At 65.7% G+C, this 15,800-nt stretch carries 12 protein-coding genes; 5 read left to right on the top strand and 7 right to left on the bottom strand.

The window, feature by feature from the left end:
• Positions 1–218 precede the first annotated feature (218 nt).
• The 4 genes from mtnP to EA187_RS18460 all read left to right on the top strand — a co-directional run bounded on the left by mtnP (position 219) and on the right by EA187_RS18460 (position 3,184).
• Positions 219–1,103, top strand: a complete 885-nt coding sequence (mtnP, locus tag EA187_RS18445; RefSeq protein ID WP_115608055.1) for an S-methyl-5'-thioadenosine phosphorylase — start codon at positions 219–221, stop codon at positions 1,101–1,103.
• A 57-nt stretch (positions 1,104–1,160) separates the two neighbouring features.
• Positions 1,161–1,409, top strand: coding sequence for an anti-sigma factor family protein (locus EA187_RS18450; protein ID WP_115608057.1), 249 nt, complete (start codon positions 1,161–1,163; stop codon positions 1,407–1,409).
• A gap of 67 nt (positions 1,410–1,476) precedes the next feature.
• Positions 1,477–1,797, top strand: a complete 321-nt coding sequence (locus EA187_RS18455) for a rubredoxin-like domain-containing protein (RefSeq protein WP_115608059.1) — start codon at positions 1,477–1,479, stop codon at positions 1,795–1,797.
• 37 nt (positions 1,798–1,834) lie between these two features.
• Positions 1,835–3,184 carry a replication-associated recombination protein A gene (locus EA187_RS18460; RefSeq protein ID WP_127781221.1) on the top strand — a complete coding sequence of 450 codons (1,350 nt, stop codon included), beginning with the start codon at positions 1,835–1,837 and terminating at the stop codon, positions 3,182–3,184.
• A 164-nt stretch (positions 3,185–3,348) separates the two neighbouring features.
• Here the strand turns inward: EA187_RS18460 and EA187_RS18465 are convergent, their stop codons facing one another.
• The 3 genes from EA187_RS18465 to EA187_RS18475 form a co-directional block, all read right to left on the bottom strand.
• Positions 3,349–5,508 (bottom strand): hypothetical protein, encoded by a 2,160-nt coding sequence (locus EA187_RS18465; protein ID WP_164856397.1) that lies wholly within the window; start codon positions 5,506–5,508, stop codon positions 3,349–3,351.
• 129 nt (positions 5,509–5,637) lie between these two features.
• The gene (locus EA187_RS18470; RefSeq protein ID WP_127781223.1) at positions 5,638–7,176 is read right to left on the bottom strand and encodes an OmpA family protein; all 1,539 of its coding nucleotides are present in this window, start codon (positions 7,174–7,176) and stop codon (positions 5,638–5,640) included.
• A gap of 220 nt (positions 7,177–7,396) precedes the next feature.
• Complete coding sequence (locus EA187_RS18475) at positions 7,397–8,119, bottom strand: hypothetical protein (RefSeq protein WP_127781224.1); 723 nt, start codon at positions 8,117–8,119, stop codon at positions 7,397–7,399.
• A gap of 297 nt (positions 8,120–8,416) precedes the next feature.
• On the opposite strand from EA187_RS18475, the gene EA187_RS18480 reads away from it, so the two are divergent.
• Complete coding sequence (locus tag EA187_RS18480; protein WP_241250215.1) at positions 8,417–10,609, top strand: sulfatase-like hydrolase/transferase; 2,193 nt, start codon at positions 8,417–8,419, stop codon at positions 10,607–10,609.
• A gap of 276 nt (positions 10,610–10,885) precedes the next feature.
• Here EA187_RS18480 and EA187_RS18485 read toward each other — a convergent pair whose 3' ends face one another.
• The 4 genes from EA187_RS18485 to EA187_RS20490 form a co-directional block, all read right to left on the bottom strand.
• On the bottom strand, positions 10,886–13,237 hold the full coding sequence (locus EA187_RS18485; protein WP_127781226.1) for an arabinofuranosyltransferase AftB family protein: 2,352 nt from the start codon (positions 13,235–13,237) through the stop codon (positions 10,886–10,888).
• Positions 13,238–13,312: 75 nt separating this feature from the next.
• Positions 13,313–13,834, bottom strand: coding sequence for a hypothetical protein (locus EA187_RS18490; protein ID WP_127781227.1), 522 nt, complete (start codon positions 13,832–13,834; stop codon positions 13,313–13,315).
• A 252-nt stretch (positions 13,835–14,086) separates the two neighbouring features.
• The gene (locus tag EA187_RS18495) at positions 14,087–15,409 is read right to left on the bottom strand and encodes a radical SAM/SPASM domain-containing protein (protein ID WP_164856398.1); all 1,323 of its coding nucleotides are present in this window, start codon (positions 15,407–15,409) and stop codon (positions 14,087–14,089) included.
• A complete protein-coding gene (locus EA187_RS20490; RefSeq protein ID WP_164856399.1) occupies positions 15,399–15,788 on the bottom strand; it encodes a hypothetical protein in 390 nt (129 codons plus the stop codon). Before EA187_RS20490 ends, EA187_RS18495 begins: the two co-directional genes overlap by 11 nt.
• Positions 15,789–15,800 lie beyond the last annotated feature (12 nt).

The following is a 15,800-nucleotide window of genomic DNA, read 5'->3' on the forward strand; positions in this document are numbered from 1 at the left end:
AATTTGCGACCTGGGGGGCTTGTTTAACTTACCGTGGCGGCCGCCTCCCCCCGCCGCCGCCCGCCTCACGCGCTCTGCATGCTTTTACACCTGCGCCATCCTCTGCGCAGGCATCAAAAACTTTGAAACGCGCGCCACGCGCTTCGCATCTCATCGGCGTTGCGCTGCTCGCCACAGGCAGCACGCGCCACGACTTCTCACCGTCTGAAGGGAGCATCATGTCTACGGGCAACAACGATCCTCGCGTCCCCATCGCCATCATCGGCGGCAGTGGCCTCTATGAGCTCGACGGCCTCAAGGTCATCGAAGAGCGTACCATCGAGACCCCCTTTGGCATGCCCAGCGCGCCGATTCTTATCGGTGAGCTCGACGGTCGCCGCGTGGCCTTCTTGCCCCGCCATGGCAAGCACCACGAGTACAACCCCTCAACGGTACCCTACCGCGCCAACATCTGGGCGCTCAAAAGCCTGGGGGTCTTCTGGGTCGTCACCGTCAGCGCGGTGGGCTCACTCAAAGAAGAGATCGTGCCGGGCCATATGGTCATCCCCGACAACATCATCGACAAGACCTACCGCCGCGCCAACACCCTCTTTGATGAGCTGGCGGTGCACGTCAACCTGACCGCTCCCTTCGATCCGATCTTGCGCGACGTGCTCATTGATTGCGTCAAGGCCGAGGGCGTGCCCTGCCACACCGAGGGCACCTACGTTTGCATGGAAGGTCCCGCGTTCAGCACCCGTGCCGAGAGCGAACTTCACCGCTCCTGGGGCGCCTCGCTCATCGGCATGACCGCGATGCCCGAGGCCCGGCTGGCACGCGAAGCCGAGCTCTGCTACGCCACCATCGCGCTCTCCACCGATTACGACTGCTGGAAGGATGACGACGAGGTGGACGTTACCAACGTGATGGCGATCATCAAGCAGAACGTCGCCAACGTGCGCCGCATCCTTCAGCGCGTAATCCCGGCCATTCCCCTGGAGCGCGAAGCGGAATCGGAGGCGGCAAACGCCCTGCAGTTCGGCATCATGACGCCGGCTGAAGCCATCCCCGAGGAGGCCCGTAAGAAGCTGGGCCTCTTCCTCGATAAGTACCTCGATCAGTAGTCCGTCACGGCATCATTCGGGCCACTTTACTGCCCCATCTTGCCAGGGAGTCGACCTATGAAATGTCAAAAGCTCGTGGATCTTTTGACGGATTACCTCGAAGGAGAGCTCGCCGACGACGAGCGCGTCCACCTCGAGGAACATCTGGCGTTTTGCCCGCCCTGCGTCGACTTCCTCAAGAGCTACAAACGCACCGGCCCGGTGTGCAAAAAGGTGCTGCAGGCAAAGATGCCCGACTCCATGCAGCAGGCCCTTTCCCAATACCTGCGTTCCAGACTAGACTGCCCGGACTCGCCAGGGGAGTGATCCCCGGGGCGTCTCTACCCCATGCATTTCAACGAATGCCGACGCTATTCAACGCTTTGAAGTAGGTGTGACCGTGACGAACTACCAGCCCTTTATGCAGGCGCTTTTGTGGACCTGTAAGAACTGCGCCTTTGTGTACGAAGGCGGCCAGCCCAAGCAGAACTGCCCGATGTGCGAGTCCTACAAGACCTCGTTCATCGACCTCCCGCAGCACCTGGAGGCGCAGGTGCGCGAGGCTCACCCCGAGCTTCCCTTTAACCACGCTGACTGCCGCGCCACGCGCAAGAAGCTGATGGAAGAGCACGGCGTGCTCAAGAGCTACCGCGTCTCCGGGCGTCAGCTTCCCACGGTCTCCGGCGGCAACATCTCGCCGGCCAAGAGCGTCTAAGGCGCCCTCCCCCCCCCTTTTGCCATCGAGCATCACGATGAGCAGCCCCAACGCCCGGCGCCCGCTGGCCGAGCGCATGCGCCCGTCCACGCTTGAGCACTTCGTGGGCCAGCGCCACCTCCTGGCCGAAGGCAAACTTCTGGCCAGCGCGCTCTCCCGGGGGCGCCTCCCAAGTCTGATTTTGTGGGGCCCTCCCGGCTGCGGCAAGACCACCCTGGCCAAAATCTTAAGCGACGAGGTCGGCGCGCAGCTTGCGCCCCTCTCCGCGGTCAGCGGCGGTGTCAAAGACATCCGCCAGGCCGTGGAGCAGGCCGGCGATCTGCGCCGGATGCTCGGCCAGACCACGGTGCTCTTCGTCGATGAGATCCACCGCTTTAATAAAGCGCAGCAAGACGCCCTCTTGCCGCATGTGGAGCAGGGCACCGTCACGCTGATCGGCGCCACCACCGAGAACCCCAGCTTTGAGGTCAACGCCGCGCTGCTCTCGCGCTGCCGCACCCTGGTGCTGGAAGCGCTCGACGAGGCAGCGCTCGAGCGCATCCTCCGCCAGGCCCTCACCGACCGCGCCCGCGGCCTGGGACTTCCCGACGAAGCCCTGAGCGACGACGCCCTGGGTGCCCTCCTCAACGTGGCCGAAGGCGACGCCCGCTCCGCGCTCAACACCCTGGAGCTGGCCGCCACCTTCGCCGCGGCCAGGGGCAGCACCACCATCGAGCACCCCGATGTGGAGGAGGCCGCCCAACAGCGCGTCATCCGCTACGACAAAGCCGGCGACGCCCACTACAACACGGTGAGCGCGTTCATCAAAAGCATGCGGGGCTCTGATCCCGATGCCGCCGTCTACTACATGGTCCGCATGCTCGAGGGCGGCGAAGATCCCCTCTTTGTCCTGCGGCGCATGGTCATCTTCGCCAGCGAAGACATCGGCAACGCCGACCCCGGCGCCCTGCGCGTGGCCCTGGATGCCGCCGAGGCTTTTCGATTCATGGGCATGCCCGAGGGCGTGCTCCCGATGACTCAGGCCGTGATCTATTTAGCCTGCGCTCCCAAATCGAACAGCGCGCTGACCACCTACGCCGCGGCCCGCAAGGCCCTGCAGCACTCCGGCAACCTGCCGCTGCCCAAACACCTGCTCAACGCCCCGACCAAACTCATGGCCAACCTGGGCCACGGGCGCGGCTACAAATACCCCCATAACTTTTCGGGGAACTATGTCGCCGGGGAGTCCTACCTGCCCGAAGACCTGCAGGGCCAGCGCTTCTACCAGCCCGGCGACAACGAGGTCATCCCTCGGCCCCCCGGCCTCGACCCCGATGCCGAGGCTCGCCGCAAGGCCGCCCAGCCCGAGGGCCCCTCGCCAAACCCCTACCATAAGAACGCCACCTGAGGGCTGCGCCCCTCCCCCCAAACAAATAAAGGCAACACGCCTCAGCGTGCTGCCTTTTTCGCGCGCGCCCCCCTCCCGGAGGCCACGCGCGTTTGCTTCGAGCTTCGACCGAATGCGTCGAGGTCGATGCCGCAAACGCCGCACCGACCTCAACTCACCGCCGCTTAGAAGCCCCGGTACTCCAACACCACATCGGAGTCACCGAAGTCGTTAATCGGCACTTCCGAGGGGCAGGGGTTCGGTGCCATCCAGTAGCAGCCCAACAGACCAATGGTCAGGTTCACGACCTGACGATCCCGGCTGAAATTGGCCTGAAGCAGGCTCGACGAGCAGAAGTTACTCTGCACCCGGAAGGGCGTGCCGCGCAGGTCGATATTCCCGGAGGTCGCGTCGAGAATCCCGCAGGTCGCCGCCGTCCCGAAGGGCATCTGGTTCACCGGCACCGACATGTACTCCGGCGTGCCCACAGCGCTGGTCGCCGCGAAGGTGAAGTCGTTGATGTCGATGACCAACGTCTCCGGGTCAATGCGCACCGCCGAGAAGACCGTGCGGACCGACTCCCCGATAAAGAGCAGGCGGCTGGTGTACGAGGCGAAGTTGCGCGACCGTCCGGTGCGCACAAAGGGCAGGTACTCCACGGGCGTGCCCGTTTCCATACCCGCGCAGTAGCCAACCCAGGGCTTAAGCGGGTCGCCCTCATAGAAGAGCTCGTAGGTCCCATCTTCGGCACCGGGGCTCTGCTCCAGGATCGCGCTGCAGTTCTGCGGCGCAAACACACACGCGCCGTTCAGAAGGGCGTAGCCCTCATCGCAGGTCTCGCACTGGGCACCCTCGGTGCACAGGCATTGGGCGATTCCCGAGCTATCGTCGCAGACCTGGGTCGAGGGGCAGGCTTCAATCGTCGTGTTATCGCAGCCCAGTCGGCACTCACCGTCATCGTTATTATCCTGGTAGCCCTCCGCGCAGCTCTCGCATTGCTCCCCGGCAAAGCCCGGTCGGCAGGCACACTGGGCCTGGCCGCTGCTGTCGTCGCAGCTCCCGCCGACACCACATGCCAGCGCGGCCTCCTCACAGCTCACCTCACAGACGCCGTCGCCATCGTTATCCTGGGTGCCTTCGGGGCACGCCTCGCAGAGATCACCCATGCGATCGCCCTCACAGACGCAAAGCCCCTGCTCGCCGCCCTCGGGCACCTCGCAGCTGCCCTGACCGGAGCACGTCGCGTCAAAGACCGTGCAGTCGGCGCGGCAGGTCCCGTCGACATCAAAGTAGCCCTCGGCACACTCGCCACAGGCAAGCCCCGCGCGACCTTCCTCACAGATGCACTGCGCGTTGCCTTCCTCATCATCCACGCACCGGCCCTGCTCGCCACACTCGAGTTCAACCTCCTCGCAGCTTCCCTCGCAGGCGCCGCAGTCGATGAACGCGCCGCAGCCGTTATCCACCCCACCACAGACGCCCTCGGTGCACGCCTGCTCCCGGGTCAAACAGGCCCCGGTGGGTTCGTCGCAACGAAGACCTTCATAGCCCGCCTCGCACACGCACTCGGCGACTCCGTCGTCGTTGGTTTCGCACTGGCCCTGCTCGCCACAGTCGAGCTCAACCTCCTCGCAGCTCCCCTCACAGGCGCCGCAGTCCACAACCCCGCCGCAGAGGTCATCGACCCCGCCGCAGACGCCCTCGGTGCAGGCCTGCTCCGGGGTCAAACAGACCTCGATGGGCTCGCCGCAACGAAGGCCCTCATAGCCCGCCTCGCACACGCACTCGGCGATTCCGTCGTCGTTGGTTTCGCACTGGCCCTGCTCGCCACAGTCGAGTTCAACCTCCTCGCAGCTCCCCTCACAGACGCCGCAGTCCACAACCCCGCCGCAGAGGTCATCGACCCCGCCGCAGACACCCTCGGTGCATGCCTGAGCCTCGCTCAAGCAGCTATCCTCCGGGAGGCAGTAGGGACCGACGTACCCCTCTTCACAGACGCATTGGGCCAGGCCTTCCTCGTCATCTTCGCATTGGCCATGATCGCCGCACTCCAGCTCCACGTCATTGCAGCTCCCTTCGCAGGGCCCGCAATGGATCATCCCGCCGCAGCGATCATCGACCCCTCCACACACGTTTTCCGTGCAGGCCTCGGCCGCCGTGAGGCATTGCCCGTCCCGGGGCGGGCACTCCGGTGCCCCCACCGCATCCCCGCGTCCTCCCTGAACGACGTAACGATCATCGCAATGACCTTGCAGTCCCGTTTCGCTCTGACATCCCATCACCCCGGCCGCCAGGGCGACCACGGTCACCAGGTAGCCACTCCATCGTCCCAGTTTCTTACTCATCACATCCTCCATCTACACACGTACATTATGGGAAATTCTCAACCTTATGCTGCGCCGCCGATCCACCACGTCGTGAGCGGGTGGTGATGTCGCTGAACACGACCTCAACGACCGCTCACGGCGCACTCTTTATTCGGTCTGGATGACGTCCTCTTCGATCGTCACGCTGCGCTCGGCGGAGATAGGCTCTCCATCGACCGAGACGATGTGGAATTCCACACGTCGGTTTCGCGCCATGCCTTCGATCGTCTCGTTGCTGGCAATCGGGCGGCTTTGTCCCAGCCCCAACGACTCCAGACGCTCCGGCGAGACGCCAAAGCCGATCAGCGCCTCAACGACGGCCGCCGAGCGACGCTCCGAGAGGCGCAGGTTGTACGCCTCCGACGCGCGGGAGTCGGTATGCCCCTCCACGCGAACACGCGTAAGCTGGGGGTTGTCCTGAAGTACGCCGGCGATCTTCGCGACCAACCACCGCGATTCGGCCTTGATCGTCGCTTCGTTGGTGTCGAAGAAGATGTTCTCATTGACCTCGATCGTCCGCTCCCGCACGACCACAACCTCGGGCTCAGGCTCGGGCTCGGGCTCGACTACAGGCTCGGGCTCGACCACAGGCTCGGGCTCGACCACAGGCTCGGGCTCGGGCTCGGGCTCGGGCTCGGGCTCAGGCGCGGTGACGACCTCCTCCTTCTCCACAATCTCCACCGCCGTGGGGCGGCATCCCTCCGGATCATCCTCACACGAGGTCAGCACCGGCCCCTCCTCCAGCCCCGAGGCAGGCTGCGAAGGACGGAAGATCACGTTCGCAAAGACGCGGAAATTCGGAGATCCCACGCTCGGCGTCAGGCCCCCGCCACCGCCCACCTCGGTCGTAAAGTCAGGCGTCAGGTAATAACGCAGACCCACCAGAGCTTCGGCCGGGTTGTTGCGCGACAACTCCACCTGCTGCGTGGCCACATCCCCAAAAATCGAGGTGATAAACGCCAGGCGGTCCTCCCAGAGCGGTGCCTCACCACCGACGCCCCAGCGCACCGCGCTGGTACCCACGTAGTTATACACCTCCTGATCGGGGCGATAGCGGTACGCCAGGTTCGCGCCCACGCGCCAGCCGCCATGGCTCCAGTCCATGGCCACCCGCGGCTCCACGCGCACCTTGCCATCGGAGTTGAACGTCGCCTCATCGCCCATCGGCACCCACACCTGCCCCTGCAAGGCCAGACCCACCGGGCTGTTTTCGCCCTGGCGCAAGAGCGCGTATTTGGCCATCAAACGCAGATCCGCCAGCGAGGCACCCGAGAAGTTGGTCCCGGCGCTGATCCCCTCGCCCGACTGCACAAGGGCCACCGGCAGCGCCAATCCCACCTCGGCGCGATCCCAGAGGCCAAGCGCGGCCATAAGCTCCCCTTTAAGCCGGTAGTCCACCCCTTCAATAAATTCGCCGGCCTGCCGGTCGTAGACCCTCAACGCTCCGTCGGACATATGCAGCATCATCCCCACCGCAAACTGCTGATGCCCGAGCACTTCCGAAGAACTCAAGTTCAACGTCGTGCTCGTCGCCCCGGCCATCGGCTCAAAGGTCTCAACATCAAACCCTGCCTCCTGCGCCCAGGCTAGGCTCGTCCCGCAGACCACTATCATCCCAACACAACTGCCCACCGTCTTCTGCCACATAATGCACTCCCTACTACAGGCTCCAAAGCAAACGACGTCGGCGTCATTGACGCCGACGTCGTCCCCAAAGAGTCGTCGATCTACACGTTGTTTCACATGGATGCTGTAGTCAGGATAAGACAGTCAGATGCAATTCATCAACATAGTTTTCAAAAATTTACCTAAAACAGGGCATACGATATCACCACACGCCTCTCCAGCCATTGAATGGCCCCTCCCTTCAGCGGTACGTCATATGATAGGGAAAGCGAACATTTCCCTGCACATAGAACTGCCCGATATGCCAGATCGAGCCCTCATCCCCGTCCAGATCCAGGACCGGCCCGCCCAACGCCTGGGGGATATGCATCATCGACGACCAACCAAAGCTTAATCCGAAGTCACGCGCAACCTGAATTTCAATATCCAGGGTAATGTCGACGCCGGGGCGCACAAAGAAGGTCGGAGAAGGCAGCGTCTCGGAGTGCATAAAGAGGGCGGTTCCGATCAACGAGGCCCCCAGGCTCACCCGAAAGGGGCTGGGGCTGAGCGCCAGGCCAGCCCCCAGCAAGGACCAGGTCGCACCGTACATCCCGGTATTTTGGAGCTTCGGCGAGAAGTAGACCGTGCGAGGTAAAAGCGCGGCGATTCCGGGACGGTAGCGCACCTCCCCGGCCGCCAGGAGCCGACTTCGGTACTGCCGGGGCACCACCTTCGGATGCTCCCGCACCAGATCGGCGGTGATCACCGCCTCCAGATCGATGCGCACGCCCAGGTGAAGAGGCTGGTCTTCAAACACCGCCCCGCTGTAGCCGCTGGAGAGCGATGGCGCCCCCACCATCACCCCGGCCGGCCCTACCCCGACCTGCACCGGAATGCTGGCCCGGTTGGGGGCCTTCCAGCCCTTGTAGCCCGAGCGGGCCTGCTGGGCTGTGGCCGGAGCGCTCATCGCCCAAAAAAGCATACTGATCACCACCGATACCATCGGAACTGCAAGCGCTCGTCTCAACGCGTACCTCGTGTGTTCGCTCGCCAGGCCCTGGCGAGGGGGAATGATTCATGGGGATCGCTGACGTTTGAGCCTACGAGGGACGAGTCACCGCGGTAAAGGCACTTTCCCTCCTCGCCAGCCCGCGAGCCTCCCGAGGGCAGCGGGGCGACCGGGCACGCTTTCCCTGCGTCCCCCTCATGCGCTATGTCCTGCGCCACCAACGCGACCTCTGCTATCGCACCTGCCCCACCGTCGAGACCTCGTTTGCGTATGCCCACCGACACCTCTCGCGTCGCTTTTCTCTCGTTGATCCTGGCCGGCGTGCTCGCGTTGAGCGTGGAGGCCCTGGCGCTCACGCTGAGCGAGCCGACCGTTGCGCTATGGATGCTGCCGACGCACGTCGGCGTGGGCGGCCCCCTCGTCCTTCTGGGAGCCGCCATGGGCGTGGTGGTCGCGCGGAGCTGGGCCGGGCTCTGGAAGGAGCGCGCGCCCGCGCCGCTGACGATGGTGGCAGGGCTCGTAAGCGCGCCGGCGCTCCTGGGCGCCTGGATCGCCGTGGCGACCCTGGTCACGCTGAAGCTCGACGGACGCATCGCCACCCCCTGGATGGGCGCGCTTCTCGGCGCGCTGCTCTCGGCGGTCGCCGCGGGCGCGATCCTGGCGATGAGCTCGCCACTGGTCCTGCTCGTGCGTCGTCTGCTCGCCAGGGTGACGAAGCACCCGGTGGGTCGCTTTATCCTGCGCGCGGCTCTCTGGGTGCCGGCGTTGCTGGCCGGCGGGGCGCTCGTCGCCCTGATCATGCCGCTGGTCGGTCCGGGCGCGCTCAAGGTGCTTCCCTGGAGCTATGTGGCGACCGGATGCGCGGGGCTGGCCGTCCTGCCCCTCTCGTGGAAGCTCCTTAGCGCACGGCCGGCACTCAAAACCCCGCTGATGCGCGCGCTCCCCACCTCGCTCGTGCTGCTGAGCGTTTTCGCGCTGATGATGCCCCGGGCCATAGAGCGCGCGCGCAGCTCCTTTAGCGACAAGCCAGCGGTCGCCAGCCACCTCTACAGCGCTCTGGCCGGCCCTCTGGACTTCGACGAGGACGGCGCGCTTTCGCTCTACGCCGGCGGCGACTGCGCCCCCTTTGACGCCTCGCGTGGTCCCCATCAGGTCGAGACGCCCAACGACGGCGTCGACCAGAACTGCTCCGGCGCAGACCTCGCCTTTGATGTGGCCGACTTCAGCCCGGGCCCCAGACGCGTCGAGCCCCCCGAGGGCATCCATCGCCGCCCGAACATGATCCTCGTGACCACCGACGCCCTCTCCTTTCCCCATACCAGCGCCGGCGGCTACGAACGTGACACCACCCCACACCTGGCCGCCTGGGCTGAGCGTGCCACGGTCTACGAGACCGCCTTCTCCATCGCCACCTCCACGCGCCTGGCCATGCCCGGGCTGATCGCCAGCAAAATGAACAGCCAGATGCGCATGCTCGATCGCCGGGGGCACCCCTACCCCTACCCCTCCGACGAAGTCACCCTGGGCACCATGCTGCGCGACGCGGGCTACCGCACCGTCCATATCCCCGGGGAGCGCTACTTTACGCGCTGGCGCACCCACGCCCTGGGCTTTGAGGAGTTTGATACCCGGGCCTACAAAAGCACCGACGAAAACGGCCATAACTCCCCGGCGCTCACCGAGCGCGCCATCGAAATCATCGAGGAGCACGACGACGATCGCCCCCTGGCCATCTGGGTCCATTATTTCGATCACCACGGCCCCTACACCATCCCCGAAGGCGCCAAAACCTTTGGTAAGGGCAAGAGCAGCATGGAGCGCTTCGAGAGCGAGCTCTGGTTCGCCGACCAGAGCTGGGGACGTCTCTTCGAGGCGGTCGAGGCCCGTTGGGAGCCCGAGGAGTACGTGATGCTCTTCACCGCCGACCATGGCGAAGCCTTCGACGCCAACCATCAGCGCCACCACCACGGCTACAACATCTTCACTCGCCCGCTGCACGTCCCCCTGATCATCCAGGCCCCCTTCGGCCGCGGCCAACGCATCGAGGGGCTCGCCGGCCACATCGACGTGCTCCCCACCCTGGCCAACCTCCTGGATCTGGAGCCCCGCGAAGACTGGCTCGGCGAGTCGTTGGTGCCCTCCCTGGTCGCCGGAACGCCGCCGCAGAAAGACGTCATACACTCGCTCTTCTACATCCCCGAGGCGGCCAAACGCGGCGAGGAGACCTTTGAGATGATCGGCACCCGCACCGATGATTTTTATTATTTTGATGACCGCAAAAACGGTGTCCGACGCCTGATCCGCTGGCGCGACGACCCCCTCGACGCGCACGACGTCTCGAAGGAGGATCCGGAGCGCGCCGAGATTTTCCGCTACATCACCGGCCAGCGCCTTCAATGGCTGCGCGAGCGCGAAGAGGCGCTCACACCTTTTGCAAAGGACGCCGAAAAGGCGAACGAGTAGCCGGGCTTGGGCTCGGGCTCGGGCTCGGGCTCGAACGCGCTCTCGAACGCGCCCTCGAAAGGCGTGAGCCGCCGGGGGGTGCACTCAAATCGACCCTCATCGCAAACCCCGGCGTCCCACAACCACCTAACCACACAACCACACAACCACAACGCGAACCCCATAACCCGAGGGCATCCAGGACGACGCCGTCAGCGTCGTCCTGGGGCGCTCGGCACACCCGAGCGCATCCAGGGCGGCGCCTGACAAGAAGGCAGGGATGAAGCTGTAGCAGCGCTACCGCGAATCCCTGACGACGCCGTCAGCGTCGTCCTGGGGCGCTCGGCACACCACGCCGAGGGCGTCTACCAGCGCCCCCGTGCGCGCCACCATCCCGACCGCCTGCGCTCCGTCCGGGCATCGCGCCTCCACCAGCTCGCCACCTTCTCCGACCCGCGGAGCCTGCCGCCGGGTGCCACCGGCCTCGCACACCACGCCTACGCTTCGCAGCCAGCGATCCACGCCAGCGTGCACCCCAACCAGACGCTCACCGGGCTCGCAGGCAAGAGGCTTCCAGGCGCCGCCCTCACCACCGAAGGTCGGCCCCTGCACGCGGCCCGGCCCCGGCTGACCCTCTCGCGCGCATCGCGGCCGAATCGCGGCGACCGACGCGCCGTCCTCCGAGAGGCGCACCTGGTATCCGCCCAGAGCCTGGCCCTGCGGGCACTGCCAGCGCGCCGGATCTCCACCCCGGCCCCCGGCCAGCGCCTCAAAGAGCGCGGGCTCCCCACAGAAATCCTGCGCGGCCCGCCAGGGATCCGGGTCGATCTTCAACCGATGCAGACGCGCGGCGGCCGCGATGTTGCTGAAGAAGCGCTCCATGCTCAGCTCTCCCCGCACCGCCTCCTCCAGCTCAGCGAGCTCTCCGCAGTTCAGGGCGCGGCGGGCGGCCGCCACGCTGGCGTCCTCCCCCGGGGTCGGGGCCGAAAAACGGGCCACATACCAGCTGTTGGAGAGCATCTTCTCGTGCCCCGGACGACCACGCTTCGTCAGCTTGAGGCGCGCCGAAATCGGGTTCGCCAGGCCCACCCGATCGACCACATACACATCTCGTCCCAGCCAGAGACTGGTCATCCCGATGCTGATGCGCATCTGCGCCATCTTGAACCCCCGGGCCGCCAGATCCTCACGCAGCGTATAGGCCGGAGCGTAGGGCCACAGCTCCCCGTGCTTTTTCTGGACGTACACAAAGGGCGTGCACCCTGCAGGGGCTCCGTCCTCATGCCACTGACCCGAGGGGCAGCGCCGCTCGGCAAAGCTCAGGGCCTGTTTGGACTCCTTGATAAAGTACATCGCCTCGTACTCTTCCAGGAGCACCGGGTTCTCGTGTTTGGCCAGGCGCGCATACCAGCCCCGCTCATCGCCGATGCCATGCACATTCTCGACCGCGACGCGCAACGAGGTGCCGCAGTAAGCCGCCCACCCGGCCACCAGCACCACTCCCACCGCGCCCACCCACACGCCAGCCCCCGAACTCCGGCCCGAAGCGGGTAGCCTCGCCCCGCGCAGCGGTACCGCCGCCACCGGCAGCAAGAGCCCGAAGAGCGCCGGCAAAAAGAGCCGCCCGTGCATAAAGCCCCCGCCTACCTTGATGACGTAGACGCAATGAAAGAGCCCCACGAAGGTCGGGATGACGATCGCCATCAAGCGCAGAACCTCACGCTCTTGAGCGGTGGTGACGACCCGTCGCATCCAGAATCCCAGCGCGACCAGAAGGGGCAGAGCCAGCATATAAAGGCCGAAAAAGTTCTCGGCGTAGTGCATGCCCTGCTCCCAACGCGAGCCAAAGGCCGATTTGGCGATCGCCGTATTGGGCACAATCGCCGCAAAATACCCCATGCGAAAGATCTGGTAGGCCACGGGAATCGCCCCCATCGCCGCTCCCATCTTCACCACGAGGAGCGCCGATGCCTTGACGCTCGGCCAGCCCCGGGCGCGCAATGTGGCGCCGATCACCGGCAGCATCATCCCCAGGCTAAAGAGCGCGAGCTCCGGCCGCACCAGGGGCCCCAGGCCCAGCAGCGCCATCGTCCCATAGGGCACCCGGGCCGGGCGCTCCCGGGGGTGATCCACCACCCGGGCCACCCGATAAAAAGCGAACCCCAGCCACCCGATCGCCAGCCCCGTCTCCAGCCCGGACGTCCCAAAATCCCAGGCCGGGGGCAGCACCGCATAAATCAACGCCCCCAACGGCAAGGGCGCCGCGCGCCAGATGCCCCCGAGGCCCTCCCGGGCACGTCCGGCCAGCACCAGGGCTCCCCACTGGGCAAAGCCCAGACCCACCACCGAGAGCGCCCCCCCCGCGACCATCGCCGCGATCTCCAGGCGCACGCCCAGCCCCCCGAGCACCGCCACAATCCCCACCCACAGCGTGCTGGTATAGGCCTCAATGCGCTCGCCGGCGTTGAACACCGGCCCGGCGCCGGCCAGCAGGTTCTCGATCACGCGCAGGTTGATAAACCCGTCGTCGCTCGTCCAGCGCCGCTGCCAGATCATCACGCCCAACACCACCAGCGGGGCAGCCATCGCCACGAGCCAGGGCAGACTTCTTCGCCAATTCCCTTCGAGCGCTTCCGGACTATCGTTCACTTCAACATCTCACGTTACGTCATTTCCATGGAGTGTTGGACGCCGCGGCCCGGGGGGGCCGCTTCATCCCCTGACTTAGTCGCCCTCCGACTCCCGCGCCTCGCCATCCTCTGGCGCCGGGGCCGTCGTGAGCTCCAGGTCTTCTTCGTCGAAGGGCGGGGCCCCGTAAAGTTGTTCGTCCACCACCTTCCGCGGGGCATCCCACACGTCGTCCTCTTCGGGAGTCGGGTCCGTGGACTCGCCCTCCGAGGCATCATCGCCCGAGGGGGCTGCGTTGTTCGGCGAGTTTGCCGACGCCGGCGAGGCGTCTAAGGGCTCCTGGACCTGCATCTGCGCAGGCGCTTCGTCCGGCTCTGTCGTGGGGCCCTCGCCATGCTCACAGGCCGTCAACAGGGTCAAGCCTATCGCCGAGGCCGCGGCCAGCCCGGCGGCCCTCCCCCTGGCGAGCTCTCCCACGCGCGCGCGAGCCTGACGCGCCTGCGCCGGATCAAATTCGACCCCGCAAAAGGGGCAGCCCCCCCGCGGGATGTCCTCAAAAACCCGCACATGGGCCTGACATCCGGGGCAAGGTACGAGCAAGGTTTTCTGGTCTGTCATCATGTGCTCCACAGGACGTTCGGCTCTCGGGTCGCCGGGCGCTTCGCATGTTTTTCGAAAGCAAGCCTGCCCCCCGGGGGGAAGGGCGGCCATCGCTGGGAATGCCCCGACCCTAAACGCAGGTCGAAGCCCGGTGCAAGGCAGGGCACCACGGGCTTTGCCAACAAAGAGCAGAACGCGGGAGCCCACCGGCTTTTGCCCCCGCTCTATAATGCTGTGAGCAGCAGCCGACTGCGGGCTCGCCGGCCCGACTCAGCTCCTTTTTAAGGCCTGGCGAATATGCTCCAGACTCCAGATGCTCGGCGCGTCACCGCTCAGCGAGGCGACCTCCTCCTGGCTGCGTCCCAGAATGGTGCGCAGCTCCAGCGGGGCGCGCTCCTCCATCGCCTCGACCACGATCTCGAAGCGACCGGTATCAAAGGGTTTTCCGCTGGCGCCCTCCACCTTCACAACGCGCTCACGCTGGCCCCGGCGCTCAAAATCCATCGCGCGGTGGATGCAGTAGGGGTTGTTGCCGGTCTTGCCCAGAAGGCTGTGCGAGGTCCAGGAGCAGCCCGCTTTGCATTCGGCGGCGTAGTAACAGGTGCGGCAGTAGCCCCAGAGGTCTTCGACGGTGCGCTCCCGCAGGTACTTAAGCTCCGGGGTGGTGGCGACCGTCTCGGCGATGCTCAAGTCGCGTACGTTGGCGCCGGTATAATGCTGGGTGGGCAGCGAGGGGCAGCCCTTGATCTTGCCGTCGGCCTCCAACCCAATCGACCACTTGCCCGCCGAGCACCCGCTCCAATGCACGCCCTCCTCGCCGCGAAAGCGCAGCATCTGCTCGTAGGGCCCGAAGTACCCGATGTTGTTCCCCGGGTAGAGCCCGATGCCCCTGGGCGCAAGTTTGGTGGCCTTGAGGTAGGCCAGGAGGGGAAAGACTTCGAGCAGGTCATAGGGCTGCAAGAGGAGCTCGGGGCGGTCAGCGGCGCGCCCCATCGGCACGGTCAGCTGCAGCTGCCAGGCGTTGATGCCCAGCTCCACCAGCACATCGACCAGGGCCGGGAGCTCCGGCAACGAGAGGCGGTTGATCTGGGTGTTGACCCCGAGGCGAATGGGCGAGTCGGCGATACGGCGCGCCGAGGCCAGCGCGCTCTCAAAGGCGCCCTTGCGACCGCGCAGGGCGTCGTGGGTCTGCTGCAGCCCGTCGAGCGACACCGAGATGATCCGGATGCCCGACTCCACGGCCTGCTCCACCCGCTTTGCGCTCAAATCACGCCCGCCGGTGGTCATGCTGCAGACCATCCCCTGACGCGTGATCTCGGCGGCGATCTGGGGCCAGTCCTCCCGCAGATAGGCCTCGCCGCCGATCAGCGTCACCTCGCGAATGCCGAGTTTTGCGAGCTGGTCGACGACCTCCAGGCACTCTTTGGTGCTGAGCTCATCAGGGCGCGCTTTGCCGGCGCGCGAGCCGCAGTGGCGGCACCCCAGGTCGCAGGCCAGGGTGATTTCCCAGACGCAATACAGCGGCGTGCCGCGCTCCAGATCTTCCGGCCGTACCGCCCGCACCGGGCGTCTTGCCTTCGGCTCAGTCGGCATCGGCGCTCTCGTCGGCATCCTGATCAAAATCGGCGTCGACATCAGCCGGGGCACCATACACATCCTGCATGATGCTATCGTCTGGCGCGTCCCAGGTGTCGCCAGCGTCACCAGCGTCTTCTTGTTCCACGTCCGGCGAAGGATCATCGATGTCCTCGCCGCCACAGGCCCCGAACAGAGTGAGGCTAAGCGCAGAGGCCGCAGCAATCCCGGTAGAACGTTGCGCCAAACGTGCAACTGTGCCGCGCGACTGACGCGACGCCTGCGGCCCAAACTTGGTCGCACAAAAAGGACACTCGGCCTCGGGCGCGTCGCGCTCCACGCGCACGTGGGACATGCACGAGGGGCAGGTGGCCAGAAGGGTGAGTTTTTCGCTCATGGTGGTGCTCCT

The organism is Lujinxingia sediminis, from assembly GCF_004005565.1.
In the GTDB taxonomy this organism is placed as follows: domain Bacteria; phylum Myxococcota_A; class Bradymonadia; order Bradymonadales; family Bradymonadaceae; genus Lujinxingia; species Lujinxingia sediminis.